Raw genomic sequence first — 25,324 nt, 5'->3', positions numbered from 1 at the left:
CCCTCGCCGCCTGCCGGCGGTGGGCGAGCGGTCGGGCCCCGCCTCGGTTCTTGAACTGACACCCCGTCAAACCCCGCTGTCAGGAGACGCGACCCCCATGAGAAGAAGCATCCGTCCGCGTACCGTCCGCGTGATCGCCCTCCCGGTGCTCGCCACCGCCCTCACCGTGAGCCTCGCCGCGTGCGGCGGTTCCTCCGGCCCCGGCTCGGGCGGCAAGTCGATCACCACCTGGATGTACCCGGTGATCGCCGACGAGGCGAAGAACAAGGAGTACTGGGCCGGCCTCAGCGACGCGTTCAGCAAGGCCAACCCCGGCTACAAGGTCAAGGTCGGGACCTACCCGTGGGCCAACCGCGACACCGCGCTGGCCACCGCGATCGCCGCGAACAAGGGCCCGGACGTGGTCTACCTCGTGCCCGACCAACTGCCCAAGTACCAGCGCAGCCTGGTGCCCGCGGACGAGTACATGCCCGCCGCCGACAAGGCGGACTACCGCAAGGCCGCGCTGGATTCGGTGAGCGTGGAGGGCAAGCCGATGGCGACCCCGCTGCTGACCAGCGCCAACCCGCTGATCTGCGACAAGCGGGTGTTCGCCGCGGTCGGCGAGACGAACTACCCGGCCACCTGGGACGACCTGCTCAACCTGGCGCCGAAGCTCAAGGACAAGGGCTACCAGGCGACCAGCTACAGCGGCGACACCCAGCAGACGCTGAACCTGACCTGGTACCCGATGTTGTGGCAGGCGGGCGGTGACGTGTTCGCCGCCGACGGCAAGTCGGTCGCGTTCAACTCCGAGGCCGGCGTCAAGGCGCTGAGCTTCCTCAAGACCCTGGTGGACAAGGGCTACACGGACAAGGACCAGGTCACCACCACGCCCAAGCTGGAGCAGACCCCGGTGGCCAAGGGCAAGGTCGCCTGCACGTGGCAGAACACCCCGGCCGACGTGGAGAAGTTCTGGGGCAAGGAGAACACGGTCGTGCTGCCGCCGCTCAAGGACGTCAAGTCCGCGGGGTACGGCACGGTCGGCTCGTTCGCGATGCTCAAGGGCGCCAACAAGGACGCCGCCGGCAAGTGGATCTCCTTCGTCGCCAAGCCGGAGAACAGCCTCGCGCTGGTCAAGTCCAACGGCTACTTCCCGGCCCGCACCTCGGCCGCCGATCCCTACCCCGGGGACAAGCTCCAGGCCGACGTGGCCAAGACGCTCGACGTGATGAGCGCAGGCCCGCTCAAGGAGAAGTCGCGGGACGTGATGGGCGTGCTCGCGCCGGAGATCCAGGCCGCGCTGATCGGCAACAAGAGCCCCAAGGACGCGCTCAACGACGCGGCCAAGGCGGCGAACGCGTTGCTCGCGCGCTGACCCCGACCGGGCGGCCCGGCCCCCGCGTCCGGGCCGCCCACCAGCGTTTGTCCTCTCCCGCCATCCGCGCTTGATCCGTTCCCATCCCCTCATCCGTTCCTCAGCCCAAGGAGGTCCCCGTGGCCGCAGTCGCGGAACAATCCCGCAGGCTCCGCCGACGCGGGCCGCACGCCCGCCGCGAGGCCCGAATCGGGCTGCTGTTCGTCCTGCCCGCCTTCGTGCTGTTCGTGCTGTTCCGTTTCGGCCCCAGCATCGCCGGCGTGCTGCTCGGCTTCACCGACTACTCGCTGATGGACTCGCCGAAGTTCACCGGCCTGGACAACTTCACCCGCCTGTGGGACGACCCGGTCTTCTGGTCCTCGCTCAGGGTGACCGTGCTCTACACGGTGATCACCGTGCCCGGCACGATCATCGCCGCGCTCGGGCTCGCGCTGCTGACCCGGCGCGCGTTCCGCGGCTCGAAGCTGTTCCGCTCGATCTTCTTCCTGCCGGTGGTCACCAGCCTGGTGCTCGCCTCCACCGTCTTCATCTGGATCTTCTCCACCGACGGACCGTGGTCCACGGTGATGAGCTGGATCGGCGGACACACCGGATCCTGGCTGGCCGACGACGTGTTCGTGGTGCCGGCGCTGGCGATCGTGGGCATCTGGTCGCGGTTCGGCTACGGCATGCTGATCCTGCTGGCCAGCCTGCAGAACGTGCCCCGGGAACTGGAGGAGGCCGCGCTCACCGACGGCGCCGGTCCCTGGCAGCGCTTCCGCTACATCATCGCGCCGAGCCTGAAGCCCGCGCTGTTCTTCCTCGCCGTGATCGAGACCACCGCCAGCTTCCAGGTCTTCGACGCGGTGTACGTGATGACCGGCGGCGGCCCGGCGAACGCCAGCTACACGCTGGTCTTCCAGCTCTACGACGCCGGCTTCAAGTACTTCGATCTCGGCTATGCCAGCGCGATCGGCCTGGCCCTGTTCGTGCTGACGCTCATCGTGGCGATCATCCAGCGCCTGGTGATCGGGAAGGAGAAGTGACCATGTCCCTCGACACCCACGAGGTCGCCGAGATCACGCCGCCGCCGGTCGCCGCGGCGAAGAGCGAACCGGCGGGCGCCCGCCTGCGGTTGCGCCGCCGCGACCGCTCCGGTCCCCGGCGCGAGCAGGACACCGTGCCATACGCGATGCGCGGCACCCGGCGCGGCAAGGTGCTGCGCGGCCTGCTCCTCGGCGTGGTCGCGCTGGCCACGATCTTCCCGTTCTACGCGATGGTCGTGTTGTCCCTGAAGCCGTCCGGCGCGGTCGAGTTCCCGGGCAGCCTGCTGCCGTGGAACCTGACCACCAGCGCGTACAGCGACGTCCTCGGTTCGCAGGACGTCCCCCAGTGGCTGATCAACACGCTCATCTACTCGATCGTCGGCGTGCTCGGCACGCTGCTGCTGTCCGCGCTGGCCGGCTACGCGTTCGCCAAGAAGCGATTCCCCGGCCGCGAGGCGATGTTCTGGTCGTTCCTGTCGATGGTCATGGTTCCGTACCACGTGACGATGATCCCGACGTTCGTCCTGATCGCGAAGATGAACGGCGTCGACACCTACTGGGGTCTGATCCTGCCGTCGCTGGCCAACGCGCAAGCGGTGTTCCTGATGCGGCAGTTCATCCAGGGACTGCCGGACGAGCTGTTCGAGGCGGCCAAGATCGACGGTGCCTCGGAGTTCCAGATCTTCGTCCGGATCGTGCTGCCGCTGATCAAGCCGATCCTGGCCACCCTGGGCACGTTCGTCTTCCTGTGGCACTGGAACGACTTCCTGTGGCCGTTGATCGTCGGTCAGAGTACGGACATGCGCACGCTGACCGTCGGCATCGCCTCGCTGCAACAACAGAACGTGCCGCTGAACGTGGTCCTCGCGGGCTCCGTGGTCGCGTTCGTCCCCATCTTCATGGCCTACCTCGTGGGCCAGCGCTACGTCACCGAAGGCGTGGCGGCAACCGGAATCAAGGGCTGATCTCGCGTCATGAATGAGGTGGCTGTAGCTGTGGCCGAAGCGAAAGGCACGCCCGCCGGGCTCGCGTTCCCGGACGGCGAGGCCGCGTTGGAGGAACTCCTCGCGACCCCGTCCGCGGCGCTGATCGCGGACCTGGCCGATCTGGAGGGCGACCTGGTCGTGCTCGGCGCGGGCGGCAAGATGGGCCCGAGCCTGTGCCGGTTGGCCCGCCGCGCGCTGGACGCGGGCGGGCGCGGCGAGGTGCGCGTGTACGCGGTCTCGCGCTGGTCGGACCGCGCCGCGGCCGAGGCGTTGGAGGCCGACGGTGTGCGCACCGTCGCGTTCGACCTGATGACCGGCGACCCGGCCGAACTGCCGGACGCGGGCAATGTGGTGTTCATGGTCGGGGCCAAGTTCGGCTCGGCCGGCGCCCCCGAGCACGCGTGGGCGGTCAACGCCGCGCTGCCGGACCGGATCGCGCGCCGCTATCCGGCCGCGCGGATCGCCGCGTTCTCCACCGGCAATGTGTACCCGCTGGTGGCAGCGGGCTCCGGCGGCAGCGTGGAGAGCGACCCGGTCGGGCCGGTCGGCGAGTACGCGATGTCCTGCCTGGGCCGCGAGCGGGTGTTCACCCACGCCGCGACCACGCGCGGCACCCGGGTCGCGCTGATCCGGCTCAACTACGCGGTGGACCTGCGCTATGGCGTGCTCGCCGACATCGCGGCGGCGGTGTACGCGGGCGAGCCGGTGGATGTGACGACGGGTCAGGCCAACGTGGTGTGGCAGGGTTACGCCAACGAGGTCGCGCTGCGTTCGCTCGGGCACGCGGCGACGCCGTTCACGGTGAACCTGACCGGTCCCGAGACCGCGTCCGTACGGCGCCTGGCGACGCTGTTCGGTGCCGAGTTCGGCCGGGAGGCGATCGTGACCGGTGCCGAGTCGGGCAGCGCGCTGTTGTCCGACGCGAGTCTGTGCCACGAGTTGTTCGGCTATCCCGAGGTCCCCCTGCGCACACTCGTGGCCTGGCAGGCGGACTGGATCCGGCGCGGGTATCCGCTGTCCGGCAAGGCCACCAAGTTCCAGGTCCGCGACGGAAAGTTCTGAGGCATCGTGATCAACTCCGCAACGGATTACCCGGGTTCGGTCGGCGCGGTGGACCCGGTCGACCCGGCCGGTTCGATCGATTCGGCCGGCGAGACCGGTTCGGCCGGATCGCCGCTCTCGCCGATCGAGTTGTTGCTCGAAGGCACCGTGATCCCCGCGCATCCGCTCGCGCTGGACGCCGAGGGACGGTTCGACGAGCGCCGGCAGCGGGCGCTGACCCGGTACTACCTGGGCTCCGGCGCGGGCGGGATCGCGGTCGGCGTGCACACCACGCAGTTCGAGATCCGCAGGCCCGAGGTCGGGCTGCTGCGGCCGGTGTTGGAACTGGCCGCCGAGACGGTCGCGCGCGAGGCGGGCCGCCCGGTGGTACGGGTGGCCGGAGCCTGCGGGTACACCGCGCAGGCGGTGGCCGAGGCCGAACTCGCCGCGTCGCTGGGCTACGACGCGGTGCTGCTCAGCCCCGCCGTGCCGGGTGCGGACGAACAGGGGCTGCTGGACCGGGCCCGCGCGGTCGGCGAGGTGCTGCCGGTGATCGGGTTCTACCTCCAGGACGCGGTGGGCGGGCGGTTCCTGACCCCCGGGTTCTGGCGCGCGTTCGCGGACATCCCGAGTGTGGCCGCGATCAAGATCGCGCCGTTCGACCGCTACCGCACCTCGGACGTGCTCTCGGCGGTGGCCGACGCCGACCGGGCGGGCGAGGTGGCGCTGTACACCGGCAACGACGACGCGATCATCACCGACCTGCTCACCCCGTATCGGGCCGGCGAGCGGCCGCGCTGGTTCGCCGGCGGCCTGCTCGGCCAGTGGGCGGTCTGGACGTCGACCGCGGTCACGCTGCTCGACCGGGTTCGCCGCGCCCGCGCGGGCGATCACCGGCTGATGGTCGAACTTCTGGGTCAGGCACCAGAGTTGACCGACGCCAACTCGGCGGTGTTCGACGTGCGCGGTGGCTTCCGCGGCTGCATCGCGGGCGTGCACGAGGTGCTCCGGCGCCAGGGCCTGTTGGCCGGCACGTGGTGCCTGGATCCGGCGGAGGCGCTGTCGCCGGGACAGGCGGAGGAGATCGAGCGGGTGTCGAAGGCCTACCCGTGGCTGACCGACGACGCGTTCGTGGCGGAGCACCTCGATGCCTGGCTCGCCTAGTCCGGGCCCGGCCGGTGGGCGGCCCGATCGCGCCGTGGTCGCGCTGGCCGTGCCGCCCGGGCTGCGCGCGGAGTTCTTCGGCGCGGCGGACCCGGCCGGTCCGGGCGGGCCGGCCGAGCGGCTGCGGGCGGTGGCCGACCTCGTGACGGTGGACGATCCCGCCGATGTCGAGACGCTGCGCGCGGCCTTCGGGGTCGCCGACGTCGTGGTGTCGTCGTGGGGGATGCCCCGACTGACCGGCGAGCTGCTCGCGGCGGCGCCCCGGGTCGGGCTGTTGGCGCACACCGGCGCGGCGATCACGCCGGTCGTGGGCGCGGACGCCTTCGCGCGCGGGGTGCGGGTGACGCAGGCCGGCCAGGGCATGGCCCGGTCCGTGGCCGAGGTGGCGCTGGCCTTCACCCTCGCGCTGCTGCATCAAACCCATCGCTACGACCACGCGTTGCGTGGTGGACGCGAGTGGGAGGCGGCCTCGATCGCACCGGCCCGGCACGAGGTGCTCGGCGCCCGGATCGGCGTGGTCGGCGCGTCCCGGACCGGTCGCGCGTACATCGAGGTCACTCGTGCGCTCGGCGCCCGGGTCCAGGTCGCCGACCCCACCCTGAGCGCCGCCGACGCGGCCGATCTGGGAGTCGAACTCGTCGACCTGGACCGGCTCCTGACCACAAGTCGCATCGTCGCGCTGCACGCGCCGTCGCTGCCGGCGACCCGGCACCTGATCGGGGCCCGCGAGTTGGCCCTGCTCGCGGACGGCGCGGGCCTGGTGAACACCGCGCGCTCGTGGCTGGTCGACGAGCGGGCGCTGCTCGCGGAATTGCGCACCGGCCGGATCGACGCCGCGCTGGATGTCTACGACGCGGAGCCGCTGCCCATGGACCACGCGTTCCGGGCACTGCCCAATGTGCTGCTGACGCCGCATCGGGCCGCCGGTACGGTCGAGTGTCGCCGACGCCAGGGCGACATCGTCCTCGACGAGGTGGAGCGCTATCTGACGGGCCGTCCGCTCGATCACGAGGTCGGCCCCGAGGCGCTCACCCGCGTCGGCTGAACCTCCTTCACAGTTCCACCATCGACACCTTCACGTACCTGGAGAGATCACCGTGCGCCTGATGCGCGTAGGCGAACCCGGCAACGAACGGCCCGTACTGTTCGCCGCCGACGGCCGCCACTTCGACCTGAGCCGGCTGACCGTCGACATCGACGGGGCGTTCTTCGCCTCCGACGGCGTCGAGCGGGTCCGCGAGGCCGCGGCGGCGGGCACGCTGCCGGAGATCGACGTCGCGGGCCAGCGGGTCGGCGCGCCGGTGGCCGCCCCCGGCGCGATCCTGTGCATCGGCCAGAACTACGCGGCACACGCGGCCGAATCCGGCGCCGAGCCGCCGAGCACGCCGATCCTGTTCTACAAGACGCCGCACACCCTGACCGGGCCTTACGACGACGTGTTGATCCCGCGCGGCGCGGTCAAGACCGACTGGGAGGTCGAACTCGCCGTCGTGATCGGCCGGCAGGCGCGGTACCTCGCGTCACCGAAGGACGCGTTGGCGCACGTCGCGGGCTACACGATCAGCAACGACGTGTCCGAACGCGCCTTCCAGTTGGAGCAGTCCGGCGGACAGTGGTCCAAGGGCAAGAACTGCGAGACGTTCAACCCGCTCGGCCCGTGGCTGGTGACCACCGACGAGGTTCCCGACCCGCAGACCCTCGGGCTGCGTTCGTGGGTCGGGGGCGAGAGCCGGCAGGACTCGACGACGGCCGACATGATCTTCGGCGTCGCGTACCTGATCCACCACCTGTCGCAGTATCTCGTGCTGGAGCCGGGCGACATCGTCAACACCGGGACGCCGCAGGGCGTCGCGCTGTCCGGGCGCTTCCCGTACCTGGCGGAGGGCGATGTGATGGAGATGGAGATCGACCGGCTGGGGCGGCAGCGGTCGCACCTGGTGCAGGCCTGACGGACGGCGCACGTCCGGCGGACGGCACAGCTGCGACGGCCGGCGGTCGCCGAGAGGTGGCCGCTCGCGCCGGCCGGGTCGGGTCCGCCCGGCCGGCGCCTCGGGTCGTGGCGGGGGTCAGGGGCGTACGGCGATCGCGTCGACCTCGAACAACATCTCGGGCAGGGCCAGCGCGGCGACGCCGCTGAGCGTCTGAGTCGGCGGGACGGAGCCCCAGATCTCGCCGATCGCCTTGCCCAGGATGGCCAGCTTGTCGGAATCGTGGTCGACGATATGCGTGCGCAACTGGACGATGTGGCTCAGGTCCAGGCCGACGGCCGCGAGCGCCGTGCGCAGATTGGCGAACGACTCCTCGACCTGCTCGGCGAAGTCGTCGGTGGTCACATGGCCGTCGGCGTCCGACGCGTACTGTCCGGCGACGAAGACGAGCTCCCCGGATGCCACGGCCACGTGGCTGTAGCCGAAGTGCACCGGGTCGTGCAGGCCGTCGGGGTTGATGATGCGGTGTGACATGGTCGGGGTCCCTCCGAAGCGAACGGTCGTCGAGTACAGGTCGCCGACGCGGCCGATCATTCCCGACGACGGCCGGCTTCCTGCCCGGCGTCGGTCACCTTCGCCCTCGGGACGATGTCCCGGCCTGCGTGGCGAGCGCGCCGGCGAGTGCGTGGGCGGCCCGGTCGGACAGCGGTCGGTGGGCGAGCAGGAAGCGATACCAGAACAGCCCGTAGAGCTGGTCGACGATCAGGTCGAGGTCGGCGTCCGGCGCGAGTTCGTCCGGATGACGGGCCAGCAGCGCGCGTAGCGCGTCCCGGCGGGATTCGGTGAAGGTGCGGACCAGGTCGGCGGCGTGCGGATCGCGCGCGGCCTCGCGGACCAGCGAACGCAGTACCGCCGCGGTCGATTCGGCCCGCGCGCCGCGGAAGGTGGCGAGTACGAAGGCGGTCAGGTCGGCACGCAGGGTCGCCGCCTCGGGGGGAGACACGACGTCACCGGCCAGACCGGTCAGGGCCTCCAACAGGACCGCGCCCTTCGAAGGCCACCAGCGGTAGATGGTCTGCTTCCCGACGCCGGCGGCGCGGGCGATGGTGTCGATCGTCACCGGTGCGCCGCCGGACTCGGCGAGCAACACCAGGACGGCGTCCAGGATCGCCCGGCGGGCGTCCTCGTTGCGGCGCCGGCCGGTGTGCGCGCGGCGCGGGGCGCCGTCGTCGGGACTCTCGGGGCTCTCGGGACTCATGGGAGCAGCATACCCGCTTGACGAGACCGTGAGTCTCGGCAATGCTTTGTCGAGACAGTCGGTCTCGTCAACTCGGGAGTCGGCCGCCACCAAGACCCGCGCGAAGTCGGTACGCCGCGGATCGGTCCGGCGCGCCACGGCTCACGATCACTCGTGACGGCCGACCGCGACATGCCACGGCTCGACACCCGAAGAGAAGGCAAGGCACCCATGTCTCTGTCCCGTTCCCTGCACGGCCGGCACGTCCTCGTCATGGGCGGCAGTTCCGGCATCGGCGAGGCGACCGCCACCCTGCTCGCCGCCGACGGAGCCGAGGTGGTGATCACCGGCCGCGACCGGGCCCGACTCGACGCGGCCGTCGAGCGGATCGGCGGAAAGACCACCGGTCACCGGCTCGACGCGACGGATCAGGCCGGGGTGGACGAGTTCTTCGCCGCCTCGACCGAGCCGATCGACCACCTCGTCCTCGCGCTCAGCGGGGCCGCGGGCAGCGGCCCGATCGCCGGTCTGGACCTCGACGACCTCGCCGCCGGCTTCGCGGGCAAGTTCTGGCCGTTCGTCCGCGTTCTCCAGGCGGCCCTGCCCCGGCTCTCGGCGAACGCCTCGGTCACGTTCGTGACGGCGGCCTCCGCCGGGGCGGCCTTCCCCGGCACGGCCGGACTCGCCGCGATCAACGGCGCGTTGCAGGCGATGGTGGCGCCGCTCGCGGTCGAGCTCGCGCCGATCCGGGTCAACGCGGTCTCGCCCGGCGTGATCGACACTCCATGGTGGGAGGCGATACCGAGCGAGGCCCGCGCCGAACTCTTCACCGGCATCAGCGCCGCCACGCCGGTCGGTCGAGTCGGCCGGGCCGACGAAGTCGCCGACGTGATCCGCCTGTTCGTCGGCAACGGCTTCATGACCGGCACGGTGATCGACTGCACCGGCGGTGCCAACCTCGCGACGGGCCGCTGACCCGGGTTCCGCGACCCGGCCCTTTTGCCTTTGTCGCAGGCCGGGCGATCCGGCGGCCCGGCGATATCCGGGCATTACGGCAACGGCGACGGAGAATCGTCACGGCCGTGTACCGGTCGAGTTCTCTCGAATTGTCGAGCCGTCCCGGTGCGATAAGGGAAATGAATCGCGCTGTCGACAAAGCACGGATCGCATTCGCGGAAATACGCACGGGAATCGCGGATGGAAACGGCAAGGGCCCCGCCATGCGGCGGGGCCCTTGTGGTCGGGTGGGATCACCCGGTGATCCGACCCGGTTCGGCGTTCGTGCGGTGGTTCGCCTCGACGGCGTCAGGCCTCGTGGCGAGCGCGGCGACGGTTGAAGTAGATCGCGCCTCCGCCGGCCAGCAGCAGCGCGGCGGCCGCGCCGGCGATCATGACGGTGTAGGAGTCGTCGCCACCGGTCTTGGCGAGGTCCTTGCCGTTGCCCGCGGGGGCGACCGGGAGCCAGGGCACGACAACCGCCGGGTCGTCGGTGCCGGGCTCGACGATCGGCTTGGTCGGCCCCGCACTGCCGGTCGGCTGCGCGCTGGTGGCCGGGGGCGCCGAGCTGGTCGCGGGCGCGGACGAGCTCGCGGGAGCGGAGGGGGTGGTCGGGGCCGAGCTGGTGGCCGGCGCCGAAGTCGTCGGCGGGGCGGACGTGGTCGCCGGCGCCGAGGTGGTCGGCGCGGCGGACGTCGCCGGGGTCGACGGCGCGCTCGAGGTCGGCGGCTTGGGCGTGCTCGGCGTCGTGGTGGCGACCGGCGGCAGGGTCGTCGGCGGTGCGGTCGTCGGCGGGACGGTCGGCGTCTCGACGCAGTCGAGCTTGCCCGTGTACGTCGCGGCGTAGTTGCCCGGACCGGACACCGTGATCGTGTAGGCCGTGTCCTCGGCGACCTTGACGAACTGCGTCCTGGTCGAGCTCGGCGGCACGGTCACCGTGGTGCCGTCGACCTTGAAGTCGGCCGGTCCGTCACCGGTGTTCTTCAGCGTGACGGTGACGCCGCCCTGGACGCAGTCCTCCTTGTACGCCGACGAGGGGACCGGAACCGGCTTGTGGCTCCACTTGACCTGGGCCGAGGCACTGGCCGAGAACGGCTGCGAGCCCGCGGTGATCAGGGTCTGGGTGTGCTTGCGGTTCTTGCCCAGGAAGACCCGACCGATGTTGATGCCGGCCTTGGTGGTCGCCGAGATCTTGGCCTCGCCCGGCGTCTTGGGTGCCTTGACGTAGAGCTCGGTGCCGTTGGCGGCCGAGTCGATCGGCTTGCCGTCCTTGCCCACCAGCGAGGCGCCGGCCGGGACGGTGCCGTCGAGCTTGACCGTGACCGGGTCGGTCCCGGACGTCTTGACGGTGATCGGGCCGACGCCCGGAGTGTCGCTGTCGTTGCCGGACTTGGTGGTCGGCGACAGCTCGAGCGAGGCACCGGGCTCGGCGGACTCACCCTTGTTGGCCGGGCCGGTCAGGTACGCGTAGAGCGCGTTGACGTCCTCGCCGTTGCTGCTGCTCGCGTCGACGCCGTTGCTGTAGTGCCAGATCGCCGCCTGGGTGGCCGCGACGGCCTCCGCGGCGTCGAGGTCGTAGAACTTCTTGCCCTTGCGCTCGTGCAGCGGCAGACCCGCGGTCTTGGCCAGCGCGTTGAGGTCGGACGTCTTCGGGTACGAGTTGTTCAGCACCCAGTTGATCTTCGCGACCTTGGCCGTGTCGTTGAGCCAGGACTCCCCCCAGGTGCCCTCGCGGTACTCGGCGTCGTCGCGGACCGTGGTGTCCAGGTCGATGCAGTAGACCAGGACCTCGGGCGTCCCCCGGCGCTCCTGGCTGAGAATCATCAACTCGGTCTGCACGCCGAAGGGGTGGCCCTTCAGGCGCACCGAGCCCTCCGTGTCGTCCACGTGGCCCCGGAATCGGAGCTTGGTGCCGTCGGTGTCGGCGTGCGCGGAAGGCGCCAGACCGACGACCGCGACCGCGGCCATACCGGTGGCGGCGAACGCCGAAGCCACGCGGGATATACCCCGCCGGGTCCTGAACATGAAAGAAACGACTCCTCATGAAAGGCGGCCCCCGCTGCCCGGGTCTGTCACCGGGGTCCCCACCCCTGGGCCGCCGAACGCAAGAATCGTGGTAACCCGAAGTTTAGTCAATTCACGTCCGGGGAAATCCGCCCACAAATCGAAATTCACCCGAGCCGACGCGATACCGCGAAAAACCATTTCTCGTCATTTGCCGGATTCGATACCGGATGAGGGCGGCCGGTGGGATGCCACGCCCGGCGGTCGACGCCGGCTCGACCCGAGGCCGGTGCGCGCCGCGAGAGACGCGAGGCCGGTGCGCGCCGCGAGAGACGCGAGGCCGCCGCCTCCCCGGTGCGGGGAGGCGGCGGCGGGTGGTCGGGGCGGGGGTCAGGTCGCGTCGTCGGCGAAGGTGCCTGCGCGGGCGGCGCGTTGCGGGTCCCGCCGGCGCAGGATCGCGTAGCCGGCGATGCCCACCACCAGCGCGCCGACGAAGACGTACGGCAGCACGTTGAGCGGGGACTCCGGGACCGGCCACAGGTTGCGGTAGAAGACGTAGACCATCGCCGCCGCGCCGATCAGGCCCAGGGCCCAGGTGATCGCCAGGGCTCGGGCGCCGGTCTTGCGGACGAAGAGCGGTGCGGCGAGGCAGACCAGCACGTACGACAGCATGTAGCCGAAGACGCCGATCGTGTCGATGTAGGTGGTCGCGTCCAGGCCGTCGGTGCCGGCCAGGATCACCGCCACGGTCGGGATCGCCACGAACGGGGTGATCACCCAAATCGCGGCGGACGGGGTCTGGTGGGTCGGGTGCGCCCGGCCCAGGCGCGCCGGGACGACACCCTCCCTGGCCATGCCGAACAGCAGTCGGGCCGCGACGGTGACGCAGGCCATCACCACCGCCAGGAACGAGGCCGCGAAGCCCGCGTGCAGGAAGAACTTCAGGAAGCCGAGCCCGGAGAGTTCGGCCAGTTCGTCCATCGGGTCGGCACTGGCCACCAGGCCGTCCGGACCGCCGAAGCCGACCACCTGGGCGTAGGTGGCGAACATGTACAACAGCCCGGCCAGCAGCGCGCTGCCCAGCACCGCACGCGGGATCGCCTTGTACGGGTCGGTCGCCTCCGCGCCCAGCGAGGCCGCGCCCTCGAAGCCGACGAAGCCGAGCACGCCCAGGACCACCGCGAACACCACGCCGTCGAGCGTGCCGCCGCTCAGGGTGAGTTGGTCGGTGTCGAACAGGTCGTTGCCGCTTTTGAAGAACACCGCGAGGAGCACGACCACGATCAGCACGATCGAGATCACCTCCAGCGTCGCCGCCACGCGCGCGGCGGTGCGCACGCTCGCGATGGTCAGCCGGACCGCGATCGCGGCGAGGAGCAGGTCCAGCAGCACCTGACCGGCCACACCCGTGAACGCGCCCACGCCGATCCCGTCGAGCGCGCGACCGGTGTAGTAGCCCGCGCCGGCCAGCGAGCCGGAACCGATGCACACCGCGCCGATCAACAGCGCCCAGCCGGTCACGAACGCGCCGGACGGTCCGAGCGAGAGCCGGGTGAACGCGTACAGCGAGCCGGTGCCGGCCCGGCGGCGGGCGAACACGCAGATGCAGTACGCGATCGCCAGCACCGCGGCCATGGCCAGGAAGAACGAGAACCACGCGCCGTTGCCGGCGGACGCGGCCATGCTCGCGGGGGCGAACGCGATGACCGCGCTCGGCGCGACGTTGGCCACGCTCTGCGCGCCCACCTCGAAGCTGGTCACACTGCGTCGGGCCAGGCCGCTGTCGGTCCCGCCGGGGGCTGCGGCGCCGGAGGAGGGGGCGCCGGGGGTCGGGGCGCCGGACGAGGCTGCGGATGTGGGCACGCTTGCCGCCTTTCCGGACTTTCCGGCCGAATTACCTGGGGTGAGAGTAGTCATCGGTCAGCCCTCGCGCTTGGTGGGGTCGTACGCGGACGGGGTGTGGGTGCTCGGGCCGGAGGCGGACCGGGGCGCGGCGTACGCCGTGTACGCGTCGTACGCGGCCGAGTCGTAGGCGGCCGAGTCGGCGGCGGCCACGCCCGGTTCGGCCGGTTCGTACGCCGTCGGCCGGTGGCCGGTGATCAACAGTTGGCGAAGCGCGCGGCCCTCGTTGAGCTCCGCGAGCGCGTCCCCGGCCTCCTCCAGCGGGCGCCGCGCCGAGATCATCGACTCGACGTCCAGGAAGCCGCCGACCACGAGGTCGACCAGGATCGGGATGTCGCGATGGGGGACCACCGAGCCGTAGTTCGAGCCGAGGATGCGCTGATCGGCCTCGGCCAGTGCGAGCGGGTCGAACCGGGCGGTGCTGCCGGTCGGCGGGAGGCCGACGATCACCGCCGCGCCGCCCTGACCGAGCGCGGCGACGGCCTGCTCGGTGGTGGTGATCTTGCCGATCGCGTCGAACACGTAGTCCAGGCCCTCGGGGACCAGCGCGCGCAGCGCCGCCACCGGGTCGACCGCGCTCGCGTCGATCGTGTCGGTCGCGCCCAGCTTGCGGGCCAGGTCGAGCTTGTCCGCGACCACGTCCACCGCGACGATCCGGCCCGCGCCGGAGAGTCGGGCGCCCTGGACGCAGGACAGGCCCACACCGCCGCAGCCGATCACCGCGACCGTCGCGCCGGCCTCGACGCCCGCGGTGTTGCGGACCGCGCCCACGCCGGTCGCGATGGCGCAGCCGACCAGGGCCAGCGCGTCCAGCGGCGCGTCCTTGCGGACCTTGATCGCGCCGGAGACCGGGACCACCACGCGGTCGGCGAACGAGGACACGCCGAGGTAGTGGTGCAGTTCTTCGCCGTCGGTCGAGCTCAGCCGACTGGTGCCGTCGTACAGGACGCCCCGGGGCGCGACCACCTCGGCGACCAGGGAGCACGCGGCGGGGCGGCCGGCGAGGCAGTACCGGCAGGCGCCGCAGGCGGGCACCCAGGACAGCACCACGTGGTCGCCGACGGCCAGGCCCGAGTCCTCGGTGTCCGGACCGAGCGCGGTCACCACGCCGGAACCCTCGTGACCCAGCACGACCGGCATCGGCACGTCCCACTCGCCGCGCACCACGTGCAGGTCCGAGTGGCACACGCCGGCCGCGACCACCGCGACCTCGACCTCGCCCGAGCCGGGCGGGGCCAGGACGAGGTCGGTCATGGTGAGGTCGTTGCCGGGGCGCAGGACCACGCCGCGGATGCGGTCGGCGGGTGCCGGCGAGGGGATGGTGCGCATGACTGCTCCAGGCTGGACGGAATCGCGTTTAGTGGCGCTAAACTTTCGTCAAGGTTTTACAGGAGTAAACTCGTGGCGTAAAGACCCCGAGCGGGGTGAATCCGAACCTTTATGGACCGCCGAGCGGGCCACGATCGGTGCGAGGAAGCGGGGGAGGGCGGGTAGCGTGTCGCGCGTGCCAGCACATTCCGGAGAAGAACCCGGTGAACATCGCGGTGAAGGCCCGAGCCGCCCGCCCGGCTCCGAGCCCGAAGCCGAGCCCGCCGTGGCCACGCCCGGGGACACCTCCGGCGACGCCGGCGGTGACACCGCCAAGGAGACCGGCAGGGACACCTCCAGCCGGATGTCCCGGGTCGGCCCGCGGCTGCGCGAACTGCGCCTGGCACAGGGGCTGACCCTGGTCCAGGTGGCCGGCGCCGCCGGCGTGACCAAGGGCTTCCTGAGCCTGGCCGAGCGCGGCAAGGCGTCGGTGTCGGTACCGACCCTGCTGCGCATCTGCGACGCGGTCGGCACGAGCATCGCCGCCCTGTTCGACTATCCCGACCAAGACGTGGTGCGCAGCGGCATCGGCGCGCCGCTGGAGATGGGCGGCATCGGGATCGAGGAGTTCCTGCTGACCCCGGCGGACGAGACCCGGGTGCAGGTGATGCGTACCGTGCTGAGCCCGGGCGGCGGTTCCGGCGGCGCGTACACGCTGGAGGCCGAGACGGTGTTCGCGTACATGGTCCGCGGCAGTCTGGAACTGACCGTCGACGGCACCGTGCGACACCTGGGCGCGGGCGACTCGACCACGTTCTCCGCGCGGCTGGAACACGGATGGACGAATCCGGGCGAGATCGAGGCCGAGGTGTTGTGGTCGATCGCGCCGGCGCTGCCGCGACACGTGACGAAGCTGCGACCGCACCGGTAATCACCGGTTGCCGACCGGTTGCCGATCGGTGTCGACCGGGTGCGGACCCGGTGTGGCCGACTGTCCGACCCGCGGGGACCGCGAGCGGCTCCGATGTCCGTCGGATGTGGGCCACTTCGCCCGATTCCACATCGACGTCGGCGCCACGCCGCCGCCGGGGGTTTCTATGCTTGCCGCGTGACCGACCCCAATGACCTCGATGTCCGACCGGCGTTCTCGCCGTCCGCAGCCGCCTCTGCCCGGGGGGTGATGGCGCTAACCTGCGAGCGTGTGGCCGCGACATTGGCTTCGTACGAGCTGCGGGTACTGCCGTCGACCGTGGCCCAGTGGGAAGCCGGTACGGAGCGCCCGAACGAAGCCGAACTGCTCGCCCTCGCCAAGTCCTTGGTCGTTCCCGTGAGCCAACTCATGGGCGGCCGACCGACCAACCTCCAGGACCACCGGATCGCGGCCGGCCTCGGCCGCGCCGAGCTCGCCAAGCGGGTCCGGATGAAGGAGCTCGGCTACACCCGACTCGAACGGGCGAACAAGTGGCGGGCCGACGAGGAGCGGACCGGCTTCCTGGTCCGCGCGCTCGGCCTGTCGATGCGTGACCTCGCCGAGGTGTCCGGGGTGGGCCCGGAACTGGAGACCCTGCTCGCCGAGGCCGTGGTGGGCCGCTGGAAGACCCAACTGCCGGACATCACCCGGCTGATCGGCATGCGCCGCAAACGCATCGGCGAGGTGCTCGAAGCGCTCAGCTCGGTCTTCCCGGAAGGAATGGACGTGGCCGACGTGCCGCGCGCCGCGGTGGTGGAGCGATTCTGGGGCCTGCTCGGCGACCCGGTCGCCGACCCCGGCGCCCCCGGGGTCTGGCTGCTGCAAGGCCGCTTCGCGTAACCCGCCCCGAACCGAACGGTCCTGATGCCTCGTCGGATCCGACGAGGCATCAGGACCGGCGTTCGTTCCGGCTCGGCCGGTTACCCGGTCACCCGGGCGCGCCCACCGCTCGTGCTCCTGCCCGTCCCGCACGTCCCGCAGGTACCGCGCGTGCCGCCCGAACTACACGGGTACGCTGACCAACGTCCCGCCGTCCGAGGTGCGCACGTCGAAACGGGCGAGTTGGTCCTTGGGCGTCCAGGTGCCGGTCTGTACCACCAACGGTGCCTCCGAGCCCGGCACGCCGTAGCCCTTGGCCGGCACGCTCCAGCTCGAGATCTGCTGCTCCTTGCCGTTCTTGTCCACCGCGATCAGCGAACACCGCAGCGGACCGCGTACGTTCCGCAGTTCGAGCGCGAGGTTGGTGCCCCACGCCTTGCCCTCCAGCGCGACCTGTGCGGCCGCGCCGGTGGTCGGATCGCTCGCCCGAACGCTCGTGCCGTTCTTGGTGATGGCCTTGATCGGGTCGAACGGCACATCCTGCGCCGATGTGGACGAGTCGTCCTTGAGCCAGGTCCGCCCGGTGAGCACGCCCGCGCCCAGGCCGATCACGAGTAGCGCGACGCACGCGGCGACCAGCAGGGACCATCGGGGTCCGCGCCGGGTGGCTCGACGCGCGGCCAATTCGTCCACGGGGCCGGACCCGGCGGCCGGAGCGGCGGTCGACGCCGCGGTGGGTGCCGCGGGTGGGGCCGTCGCCGGAGTACCGGTCGGTTCCGAAACCGATGTCAGGATCGGTCCGGATGCCCGCGTGGTGTGCGCAGGCGGTGCGGCCGCGACCGGCGCGGACGGCTCGGCCTGATCGCGCGGCTCCGGAAGTTCGTACACACCCTCGTCACGCAGCTCGGTCAGCAGCGTGGCCATGCCGGAGAAGTCGGCCAGCTCGTCGAGACACCGGTCGCACGTGGCCAGGTGCTCCTCGAACGCGTCCCGGTCCGCCGGCTCCAGCAGGCCGAGGGCATACGCGGCGATATCCGCGTGTTCGGGTTGGACGCTCATGCCGACACCCCCCTCTCCTCCAGGACGACCCGCAGGGCGCGCAGCGCGTAGTACACGCGCGACTTCGCCGTACCCGCCGGGATGCCGAGTACGTCGGCCGCCTGATTGACAGTACGGTCGCGGAAGAACGTTTCGATCAAAATTTCCCGATGCGATGTGGAGAGGGCGTCCAACGCGTCCCCGACCACCACCGAACGCAGCAGGCGATCGACCTCGTCGCCGGTGGGCAGCGCGGCCAACGGTTCGTCGCCGACCTCCGGCGGCCGGGCCGCGCGGGCCCGCTGCTCGTCGATGACGAGTCGGCGGGCGACGGTGACCAGCCACGGCAACAGCGGCGCGGCGGGATCCAGCTTCGCGCGGTTGCGCCAGGCCCGGACCAGCACCTCCTGCACGCTGTCCTCGGCGCGTTGGCGATCGCCGCCGTTCAACCGCGAGACGACCGCGAGCAACGGCCGCGAGTACTCGCGATAGAGCATCGTGACGAACTTGGTCTCCTCGTCGGAGCCCGGCGGGTCGGAACCCGACGGGCTCGAACCCGGTACGTCCACATCGGACACCCCGACCGGCCTCCTCACCCCGTAGTCGAGATCCGTATCCCGAAACAGGCAACACCCTAGGGGGCTCGTGTGCCTCGTTCGGCCCGGACCGGGGACCGGGTGCCTGGTTCGGGTCCGGTCGGCACCGACTTCGCACCGTTCGCCCGCTCGCGAGGTCGGGGTGGAGTCAACTTCTCCATCCAACTCGTTGGACGGAATCTCGGATGTGATGGGGGATTGAGGGACACGCCTGGGTGGGCCCGCCGGGTTCGGCGGGCCCACCTGGCGTGGCGGGCCGCTCGGATGCCGAGGGTCCGCGGAGGGTGGCAAGGCCGCGGGATGCGGCGGACCCGCCGGATGCGGTGCGCTCGTCGGATGCGACGGGCTCACCCGGTTCGGTGGCGATCACGACGGCCGACACCCGCGCCGTCGTCGATCGCGCGGCGCCGAGCGGCCGGGGCGGCGTACGCTCGCACGCCGCCCCGGCGGCGTTCGCCGCGTTCGCGACCAAGTCGGCCGGATGGTGGACCGGTTCTCGGCGTGGGCGAGAGTTCCCGCGCCATCGCGTTCAGCCGGCCGGCGCCGAGGCGCCGGCGACCACGCGCGGCAGCCGGACGTGATCAGGGCCGTTCGTGCCGGTCGTCGATTCGGGTATCGGCGCGGCGTCGTTGATCCGGGTGGCGGATCCTACCGCGGTCGGATTCCTTGATCCCCGGATTCCGGGGCGCGACATTCCGGGAGTCCCGGGATTCCGGGGCGCGACATTCCGGGGATTCCCGGAGTGCTCGGTTTCCCGGTGCCGGCGCTTCCTCGACGGAGGTTCTCCGCGCCGAAGCCGGGGGCGCACGCGGGTGAGGGTTCTTGCGGTGGCGGTCCATGGATGGGGACCGGCAATCGGCTTCGCCCGGGCTTCGATACGGGTATTCGGTGGACCCGTGCACGGATCGGGGCGGGCCGGGCGCCGATCGAGTTCTCGATCCGCGTCCCGGGTAGCCGTTTTCGACCGAGCCCGAGCATACCCTCCGCCTGGAATACGGTGAACGGTCAACGGGAGCCCGGCGTCGTCGGCGCGCCTCCTCGCGGGGAATTCGGCGAATCGCGGAAAGCCGGGCACACGCGCGTTCACGACGATGCCCGGCCGGGCGGGCCGTCGGTACCGGCGCCGACGAAGGGTGTCCCGTCGACGGGACTCAACCCGGACGAACCGCCCGCCGGGCGTGGGCAGTTCCCGCGCGGCGGCCCCGCAGCCCCGCGGCACCGGCACCGTACTCGCGCGCCGCCTGCTTGCTCAGCCGCGCAGTTCGAGCGTGCAGCACTTGGCGTTGCCGCCGGCCTTGAGCAGTTCGGTGAGGTCGATCCCGATCGGGACGAAGCCACGCTCGCGCAGTTGCGAGCCGGCGAGCTCGACGGCCCGCTCCGGCATGAGGACGTGCCGCCCGTCGGACAGCGCGTTGAGCCCGAAGACGGCGGCGGTGGGTTCGTCGGCCAGGACCGCGTCCGGGAAGCGCTCGGCCAGCAGGCGTTGGCTGTCCGGGGCGAACGCCTCGGGGTAGTACATGATCTCGCCCGGTCCGAGCACCGCGAGCGCGGTGTCCAGGTGGTAGAAGCGCGGGTCGACCAGGGTCAGGCCGACCACCGGGATGCCGAAGAACTCGCGGGCCTCGTCGTGCGCGCGCAGGTCGCTGCGGAAGCCGCAGCCGGCCAGGATTTCGCTTCCCGTGTACAGGAAGTCGCCCTCGCCCTCGTTGATGTACTCGGCCTGATGCACCTGCGCCCAGCCGGCGGTGCGGAACCAGTCGAGGTACGCAGGGGCCTCGTCGGCGCGCTGCGTGTGGCGGAATCGCGCGACGAGCACCTTGCCGTCGATGACGGTCGCGCCGTTGGCCGCGAACACCATGTCGGGCAGTCCGGGCACCGGCTCGATCAGTGCGACGTCGTGGCCGAGTGCCACGTAGGCGTCGTGGAGCTGCTTCCACTGGGCCAGGCCGGTGTCCGCCGAGGTGGGCACACTCGGATCCATCCACGGATTGATCGAATAGGTGACGTCGAAATAGGTCGGCCGGCACATCAGGAAACGTCGCGACCGAGCCGTACGGTTGTTGTTCGAGATTTGTTCAACGTTTGTTTGGGCCACCTTGATTCCCTTGTTCTCCGTGATTGTGTCCGGGGCGAAATCAATGCCGGTGCGAAACGGTGCGTTCCACCGGGCGAAAACACGGCGTGCGCACGATGTGCGCAGGCCGACAAAGAGCGGGATTGCCGCCGACCGAAGCTAGCACGAGGTGGGGGCGCGCCTCGTCCCGTCGACGGGACAACAGCGCCGACCTCCCGGTGCCGCGAGAGCGCCATGGATATTCACCACAGGCGATCGATAATCGCGATTTCCGGTGCGCCGGGCCCGCGTAATGCCAACGATTTCGATGCCCGGCGCGGATGCAATGGCCCGGCGAGCATCGCGGGATCGAACCCGCGCGGCAAATCGACCACCCGAGGTATGAGCTCGCGCCGGCCGCCGGGGTGGAGGGGCGGGGAGGCACCCGCGTCGGCCGACCGCCGCGCGCCGCCGCCGGTCTCCGGCCGCGATTGCTCGAGTGCCGCCCGCGGCCGTTGCCGGGACAGCCCGCGAACCGGCCCCGGGATCGGTGGAGTCGAGGCTGCGCGGGATCGACCCGGCCCGGTGGTGCCCGCGCCGGCGCATCAGGTGTTCGATCGCGTGGCGCACGCGCCGCCGGCGGCCGGGCGACTCCGGCGACCGGGCACCCGTACCAACCGCCCGCCGCCCCCGAACCCGGCGAGAACGGTGTCGGAACGTAGCCGGACTCAACCTCACAGCATCGAACCGCCGGCTCTCGACCACGCTCCGGAGCACCCTGCCACCCCGATCCCGCGTGGCCGAATCGCAGCGCTCGACGCGCTGCGACGGGTCGCCGATCCGGGCGCCGAGCGGGTCCTGGTGAAATCCATCCGGATGGCCGGAGGTATTCCGAACCCGGCTTCGCTATGAATACGCGGTGGCTTCCGTCTATCCATGCCGTTAGGACGGCGTCAAGACGCGTGAGTAGCCGAGCCGGAACAGGTGAATACCTCTATAGTGACCGCCCCCGCGAAACCCGGCCGACTCGAACCCCGGCCGGAACAGGGATCGACACCCCCGGTGTGTAGGCTCTTTTCCGTGGCCGGCCGAGGGCACGACACGGTTGGACGGTTATTTCTCGCCGGTGCCGGAATGGCGGGGCCGACTACCGAGCGGTTGCGCTCGGTGTCGCTCCGAAACAATTAGCGGCCGGTTCCTTGATTTCCGGCAGTCGCTGGGATCTACTCGGGTAGGCCTTCGAAGAGAACCACTTTGAATGTGGATCTTCAGGTGTCGGCAGGGTGTGACGCCGACAGCCGCAACGCCAACGGGGATCTGTAAAGAGGCGAACGGGGCGAGTCGTTGATGCACGCATTCGTACATATGTCGACCTTGTCCGGCCGTGCGACCGCGATGGTCGTGCGGTATCGCTGCGCGCTTCCGAAGTCCGTGTCGCCGATCGCCCGGCCAGGAGTGATCCGAGGGAGATCGGCGGAGTCGGCCGTGCGGGCACGGTGGACGATCGAATGCATATCGGATATGTCTGGCATACCCCCGTGGCAACGAGCTGCGCAGTAGCAGCAGCGAATGGCGCAAAATTCGCTTGTTCGAGCGTGCACTCACATGGAGGCATGGTGGCGAATCAAACCAGAAGTCACGAAAGCGCAAGGGATACACAGCTTCGCTCGGGCCCCGGGATTGTGGCTCGACCGCGAAGAGTCGCCGGAGATAATCCGCATTGCGGCCGTCTGCTCACGACGAAAGTGGGTCTGCAAATACCTGCAGATATCACCTTCGAAGACTGGGAGCAGGCCGGGCGCAAGCTGTCCGGAATCTTGGATTCCTCTTCGTGGTGGCTCGGCGACTGGCTTGTGTATGGAAAGGACCATTACACAGACCTGTATCAACGAGGGATACGTGCCGCGGGATTAAGCTATCAGACGCTAAGGAATTATGCGTGGGTATCGCGACGATTCGAGTTCGATCGCCGGCGATCGGCTCTGAGTTTTCAGCATCATGCGGAGCTGGCCTCGCTTCCCGTTTCCGAACAGGAACTGTGGCTGGACCGTGCCGAACAGATGAAGTGGACCACCAAGCAGTTGCGCAACGCTATCCGAGATGCGCGGGCGGACGAAGTGCGCGACGGTCGTCAAACCGAGGCGACGCGCCGCCTCGCGGTGCCCGGTGATCGCATCCGCTGGTGGCACAAGGCCGCGGAACAATCGGGTATCGACTTCGAGCAGTGGGTGCTCGCCACGCTCGACCACGCCGCCGAGCGGGTCCTGGAGGACGTCCAGGAGCAGGCCGGTGTGAGCGTGTGACGCTTCGGCGGCGCCGAAGCGGCAAGGCGGGCAAGGCAGTAGGGCGGTAGGGCGGTAGGGAGTATGCCGGTATCGGCGTGCGGTAGGGCGACATCGCAGGATCCGAGTGGCCCGGGGCGACTCGGTCGGTGACGACCTCGGGGCCCGTGCTCACGACCGAGCGCGGGCCCATCGGCGTGGTTTCGCCCAGGTCAGGGCAACCGGCTCATCATCGCGGCCGTCTCGCGATGGCGGGTGCACTCGCGCCCGTCGAACGAGCGCACCACCCGGTCGCGTACCTCGGCCGGTTGCTCCTGGCTGAGCTTGAACATGCCGTCGGCCCGGGAGACCCGGACCCGGAACGCGCCCACGGCGGGCACGATCTTGCGGAAGTAGTCGACCGACTCGGACATGTCCCACGCGTTGCCGAACTCGTCCTCGAAGGCCCGTACGGTGGATTGCACGACGCCGAGGGTCTCCTCCAGCGAATCGATCTTGTGCACCGTGCCGCGGACGTGCACGGAGGTGAAATTCCAGGTGGGCGCGGCCGGGGTGGTCTCGTACACGGTCGGCGAGACATACGCGTGCGGGCCGGTGAAGGTCAGCAGCACGGTGTCGCCGGTGGTCAGCGCGCCCCAATGCGGATTCGCCCGGTTCATGTGGCCCAGCAATGTCGCTCCGGACAGGTCATCGGTCCATTCGTCGGTCATCTCCGGGTCGGGAATGATCGGCAGATGCGTGGCGAAAGGGCCGTCCGCCGGGGTGCCGTTCAGCACCAGGAGTGCCAATGGATTTCTGCGGATCAGCTCGACCATCCACGAACCGTCCGGTTCGCGATACTGCTTGGGAACGAACATGCGGAACTCACCCTTTCGGTGACCTGGTGCGGCGCACGGCTCCACGAGAGGAAGCCGGCGGTCCGGGCGCGCGCGGGCACGGTCGCGTCGACGGTCGGACCGAAGTGTTGTCCCGTCGGCAGGACGGCGTACCCGGCTGTATTGCGGACCGAGCCCTTGAAAGGCGTGCCCGGCCCCCTTAAGTTGAAGCTGCGGTGCCCCCCGGCGCAATACCGAATGCGTTTCTCCCGGACGGCCGGTCGAGAGATATGGGATCATAGGGCACGTTCGACGAATTCCATCCTGAATCCACGACCGGCGTTTCCTGCCGGTTCCGTGACGACTCGTCGAAGATACGGAAGTCCCTGTCGCCGCCACGCTAGCGGGAGAGTTTTCTATGGGCACTTTTGCACGCGAAATCTACGACGTGGTGGGCATCGGATTCGGCCCGTCCAATCTGTCGCTGGCCATTGCCTTGGACGAGTATCGAGCCGAGGCGCCGGGTGACCGGGCCGAGCCGGCGGCGATGTTCTTCGAGCGACAGCCCGCGTTCGGCTGGCACCGCAATATGCTGTTGCCCGCGACGACCATGCAGATCTCCTTCATGAAGGATCTGGCGACCTTCCGCAATCCGGTGTCGCGATTCAGCTTCGTGTCGTATCTGCACGCATCGGACCGGCTCGCACAGTTCGTCAACAATCAGGATTTCTTTCCGACCCGCCAGGAATTCCACCAGTACCTGGAGTGGGCCGCGGCCGGCTTCACCGACCGGGTTCGCTACGGCTCGGAGGTCACCGGGATCCGGGTGCCGGCGGCGGCGAAGGCCGAGGCCGCGGCCGACCATGTGCAACTCGAGATCCGCAGCGGCTCCGCGACCAGGGTGGTCGACGCGCGCAACGTGGCCATCTCGACCGGCCTGGTACCGCGCATGCCCAAGGGCGTGCTGCGCGACGAACGGGTCTGGCACAGCTCGGAGTTCCTGGAGAAGTACAGCCGGATGAACCGGTCCGACCTGAGGTCGGTGGCGGTGGTCGGCGCGGGGCAGAGCGCGGCCGAGATCACCCGGTTCCTCTACGACGAGTTGCCGGACGCGCAGGTGTTCTCGATCATCCCGTCCTACGGCTACTGCGTCGCGGACGACACCCCCTTCGCGAACCAGATCTTCGACCCGGGCGCGGTGGACACCTACTACTTCGGGACGGACCGCTCCCGAGAGGCGTTCTGGCACTACCACCGGAATACCAACTACTCGGTGGTCGACGACGAGGTGATCCGCGACCTGTACCGGCGTTCGTACGACGAAGAGGTGCGTGGCCTCCGGCGGTTGCACTTCCTCAACCTGACCCGGGTCGACCAGGTCAAGCGGGCCGGTGACGAGACGCGGGTGTCGCTGCTGTCGCTGCCGGCCGACGAGTCACGGGAACTGGACGTGGACGCGATCGTGTTCGCCACCGGCTACGACGGCATGGAGCCGACCGCGCTGCTCGGCGACCTGGATCGGCACTGCCTGCGCGACGAGACCGGCCGATACCGGGTGACCCGGGACTACCGGCTGGTCACCACGCCCGAACTGGCCTGTGGCATCTACCTCCAGGGCGGCACCGAACACACCCACGGGCTGACGTCGTCGCTGCTGTCGAACATCGCGGTCCGCAGCGGTGAGATCGCCGAATCCATCATGCGTCGGCGCCCCGAGCCGGAACCGGAACCACCGCTTCCGTCGATGGTCGCCGGCGAGACCGGGTGACCCCTCCACCCGACGAGCGGCCCGTCGGCACCGCC

At 70.3% G+C, this 25,324-nt stretch carries 21 protein-coding genes; 12 read left to right on the top strand and 9 right to left on the bottom strand.

The features are described from left to right. Window positions 1-97: 97 nt before the first annotated feature. The 7 genes from OG948_RS07610 to OG948_RS07580 all read left to right on the top strand — a co-directional run bounded on the left by OG948_RS07610 (window position 98) and on the right by OG948_RS07580 (window position 7,522). Window positions 98-1,357, top strand: a complete 1,260-nt coding sequence (locus tag OG948_RS07610; RefSeq protein WP_406294874.1) for an ABC transporter substrate-binding protein — start codon at window positions 98-100, stop codon at window positions 1,355-1,357. A gap of 119 nt (window positions 1,358-1,476) precedes the next feature. Further along, window positions 1,477-2,382: a carbohydrate ABC transporter permease gene (locus OG948_RS07605; RefSeq protein WP_406294873.1), complete on the top strand. Its 906-nt coding sequence runs from the start codon at window positions 1,477-1,479 to the stop codon at window positions 2,380-2,382. 2 nt (window positions 2,383-2,384) lie between these two features. After that, entirely contained in the window at window positions 2,385-3,347 is a 963-nt protein-coding gene (locus OG948_RS07600; RefSeq protein WP_406294872.1) for a carbohydrate ABC transporter permease, read from the top strand. 9 nt (window positions 3,348-3,356) lie between these two features. Continuing rightward, a complete protein-coding gene (locus OG948_RS07595) occupies window positions 3,357-4,430 on the top strand; it encodes an NAD-dependent epimerase/dehydratase family protein (protein WP_406294871.1) in 1,074 nt (357 codons plus the stop codon). A 123-nt stretch (window positions 4,431-4,553) separates the two neighbouring features. Continuing rightward, entirely contained in the window at window positions 4,554-5,573 is a 1,020-nt protein-coding gene (locus tag OG948_RS07590) for a dihydrodipicolinate synthase family protein (protein WP_406300196.1), read from the top strand. After that, window positions 5,557-6,618: a hydroxyacid dehydrogenase gene (locus tag OG948_RS07585; protein ID WP_406294870.1), complete on the top strand. Its 1,062-nt coding sequence runs from the start codon at window positions 5,557-5,559 to the stop codon at window positions 6,616-6,618. Before OG948_RS07590 ends, OG948_RS07585 begins: the two co-directional genes overlap by 17 nt. Before the next feature lie 52 nt (window positions 6,619-6,670). Next, window positions 6,671-7,522 (top strand): fumarylacetoacetate hydrolase family protein, encoded by an 852-nt coding sequence (locus OG948_RS07580; protein WP_406294868.1) that lies wholly within the window; start codon window positions 6,671-6,673, stop codon window positions 7,520-7,522. Window positions 7,523-7,639: 117 nt separating this feature from the next. On the opposite strand, the gene OG948_RS07575 is transcribed toward OG948_RS07580, so the two are convergent. Both OG948_RS07575 and OG948_RS07570 read right to left on the bottom strand, forming a co-directional pair. Beyond that, complete coding sequence (locus OG948_RS07575; protein ID WP_406294867.1) at window positions 7,640-8,035, bottom strand: RidA family protein; 396 nt, start codon at window positions 8,033-8,035, stop codon at window positions 7,640-7,642. A 94-nt stretch (window positions 8,036-8,129) separates the two neighbouring features. Next, window positions 8,130-8,759, bottom strand: a complete 630-nt coding sequence (locus tag OG948_RS07570; protein ID WP_406294866.1) for a TetR/AcrR family transcriptional regulator — start codon at window positions 8,757-8,759, stop codon at window positions 8,130-8,132. A 210-nt stretch (window positions 8,760-8,969) separates the two neighbouring features. On the opposite strand from OG948_RS07570, the gene OG948_RS07565 reads away from it, so the two are divergent. Continuing rightward, entirely contained in the window at window positions 8,970-9,713 is a 744-nt protein-coding gene (locus OG948_RS07565; RefSeq protein ID WP_406294864.1) for an SDR family oxidoreductase, read from the top strand. Between the two features lie 330 nt (window positions 9,714-10,043). Here the strand turns inward: OG948_RS07565 and OG948_RS07560 are convergent, their stop codons facing one another. The 3 genes from OG948_RS07560 to OG948_RS07550 form a co-directional block, all read right to left on the bottom strand. Then, window positions 10,044-11,759 (bottom strand): Cys-Gln thioester bond-forming surface protein, encoded by a 1,716-nt coding sequence (locus OG948_RS07560; RefSeq protein WP_406294862.1) that lies wholly within the window; start codon window positions 11,757-11,759, stop codon window positions 10,044-10,046. A 369-nt stretch (window positions 11,760-12,128) separates the two neighbouring features. Then, a complete protein-coding gene (locus OG948_RS07555; RefSeq protein ID WP_406294861.1) occupies window positions 12,129-13,601 on the bottom strand; it encodes an APC family permease in 1,473 nt (490 codons plus the stop codon). A 57-nt stretch (window positions 13,602-13,658) separates the two neighbouring features. Then, on the bottom strand, window positions 13,659-14,969 hold the full coding sequence (locus tag OG948_RS07550; protein ID WP_406294860.1) for a zinc-binding dehydrogenase: 1,311 nt from the start codon (window positions 14,967-14,969) through the stop codon (window positions 13,659-13,661). 175 nt (window positions 14,970-15,144) lie between these two features. On the opposite strand from OG948_RS07550, the gene OG948_RS07545 reads away from it, so the two are divergent. Together OG948_RS07545 and OG948_RS07540 are read left to right on the top strand one after the other, a co-directional pair. Then, on the top strand, window positions 15,145-15,879 hold the full coding sequence (locus tag OG948_RS07545; RefSeq protein WP_406294858.1) for a helix-turn-helix domain-containing protein: 735 nt from the start codon (window positions 15,145-15,147) through the stop codon (window positions 15,877-15,879). Between the two features lie 270 nt (window positions 15,880-16,149). Next, window positions 16,150-16,758: a hypothetical protein gene (locus OG948_RS07540; RefSeq protein ID WP_406294856.1), complete on the top strand. Its 609-nt coding sequence runs from the start codon at window positions 16,150-16,152 to the stop codon at window positions 16,756-16,758. A gap of 162 nt (window positions 16,759-16,920) precedes the next feature. Here the strand turns inward: OG948_RS07540 and OG948_RS07535 are convergent, their stop codons facing one another. The 3 genes from OG948_RS07535 to ddaH all read right to left on the bottom strand — a co-directional run bounded on the left by OG948_RS07535 (window position 16,921) and on the right by ddaH (window position 20,466). Next, on the bottom strand, window positions 16,921-17,796 hold the full coding sequence (locus OG948_RS07535) for an anti-sigma factor family protein (protein WP_406294855.1): 876 nt from the start codon (window positions 17,794-17,796) through the stop codon (window positions 16,921-16,923). Continuing rightward, window positions 17,793-18,353 (bottom strand): sigma-70 family RNA polymerase sigma factor, encoded by a 561-nt coding sequence (locus OG948_RS07530; protein WP_395863689.1) that lies wholly within the window; start codon window positions 18,351-18,353, stop codon window positions 17,793-17,795. The genes OG948_RS07535 and OG948_RS07530 overlap by 4 nt, the downstream gene beginning before the upstream one ends. Window positions 18,354-19,620: 1,267 nt before the next feature. Next, window positions 19,621-20,466 (bottom strand): dimethylargininase, encoded by an 846-nt coding sequence (gene ddaH / locus OG948_RS07525; protein ID WP_406294853.1) that lies wholly within the window; start codon window positions 20,464-20,466, stop codon window positions 19,621-19,623. A gap of 1,703 nt (window positions 20,467-22,169) precedes the next feature. Between ddaH and OG948_RS07520 the strand changes: the two genes are divergently transcribed. Further along, window positions 22,170-22,727: an LmbU family transcriptional regulator gene (locus OG948_RS07520; protein WP_406294851.1), complete on the top strand. Its 558-nt coding sequence runs from the start codon at window positions 22,170-22,172 to the stop codon at window positions 22,725-22,727. A 191-nt stretch (window positions 22,728-22,918) separates the two neighbouring features. Here OG948_RS07520 and OG948_RS07515 read toward each other — a convergent pair whose 3' ends face one another. Continuing rightward, a complete protein-coding gene (locus OG948_RS07515; RefSeq protein WP_406294849.1) occupies window positions 22,919-23,563 on the bottom strand; it encodes an FMN-binding negative transcriptional regulator in 645 nt (214 codons plus the stop codon). Window positions 23,564-23,939: 376 nt separating this feature from the next. Here OG948_RS07515 and OG948_RS07510 point away from each other — a divergent pair, with 376 nt between their 5' ends. After that, complete coding sequence (locus OG948_RS07510) at window positions 23,940-25,289, top strand: lysine N(6)-hydroxylase/L-ornithine N(5)-oxygenase family protein (RefSeq protein WP_406294847.1); 1,350 nt, start codon at window positions 23,940-23,942, stop codon at window positions 25,287-25,289. Window positions 25,290-25,324 lie beyond the last annotated feature (35 nt).

It is taken from the genome of Embleya sp. NBC_00888 (assembly GCF_045207655.1).
GTDB lineage: Bacteria > Actinomycetota > Actinomycetes > Streptomycetales > Streptomycetaceae > Embleya.
This window is presented reverse-complemented; position numbering and strand designations above follow the sequence as displayed.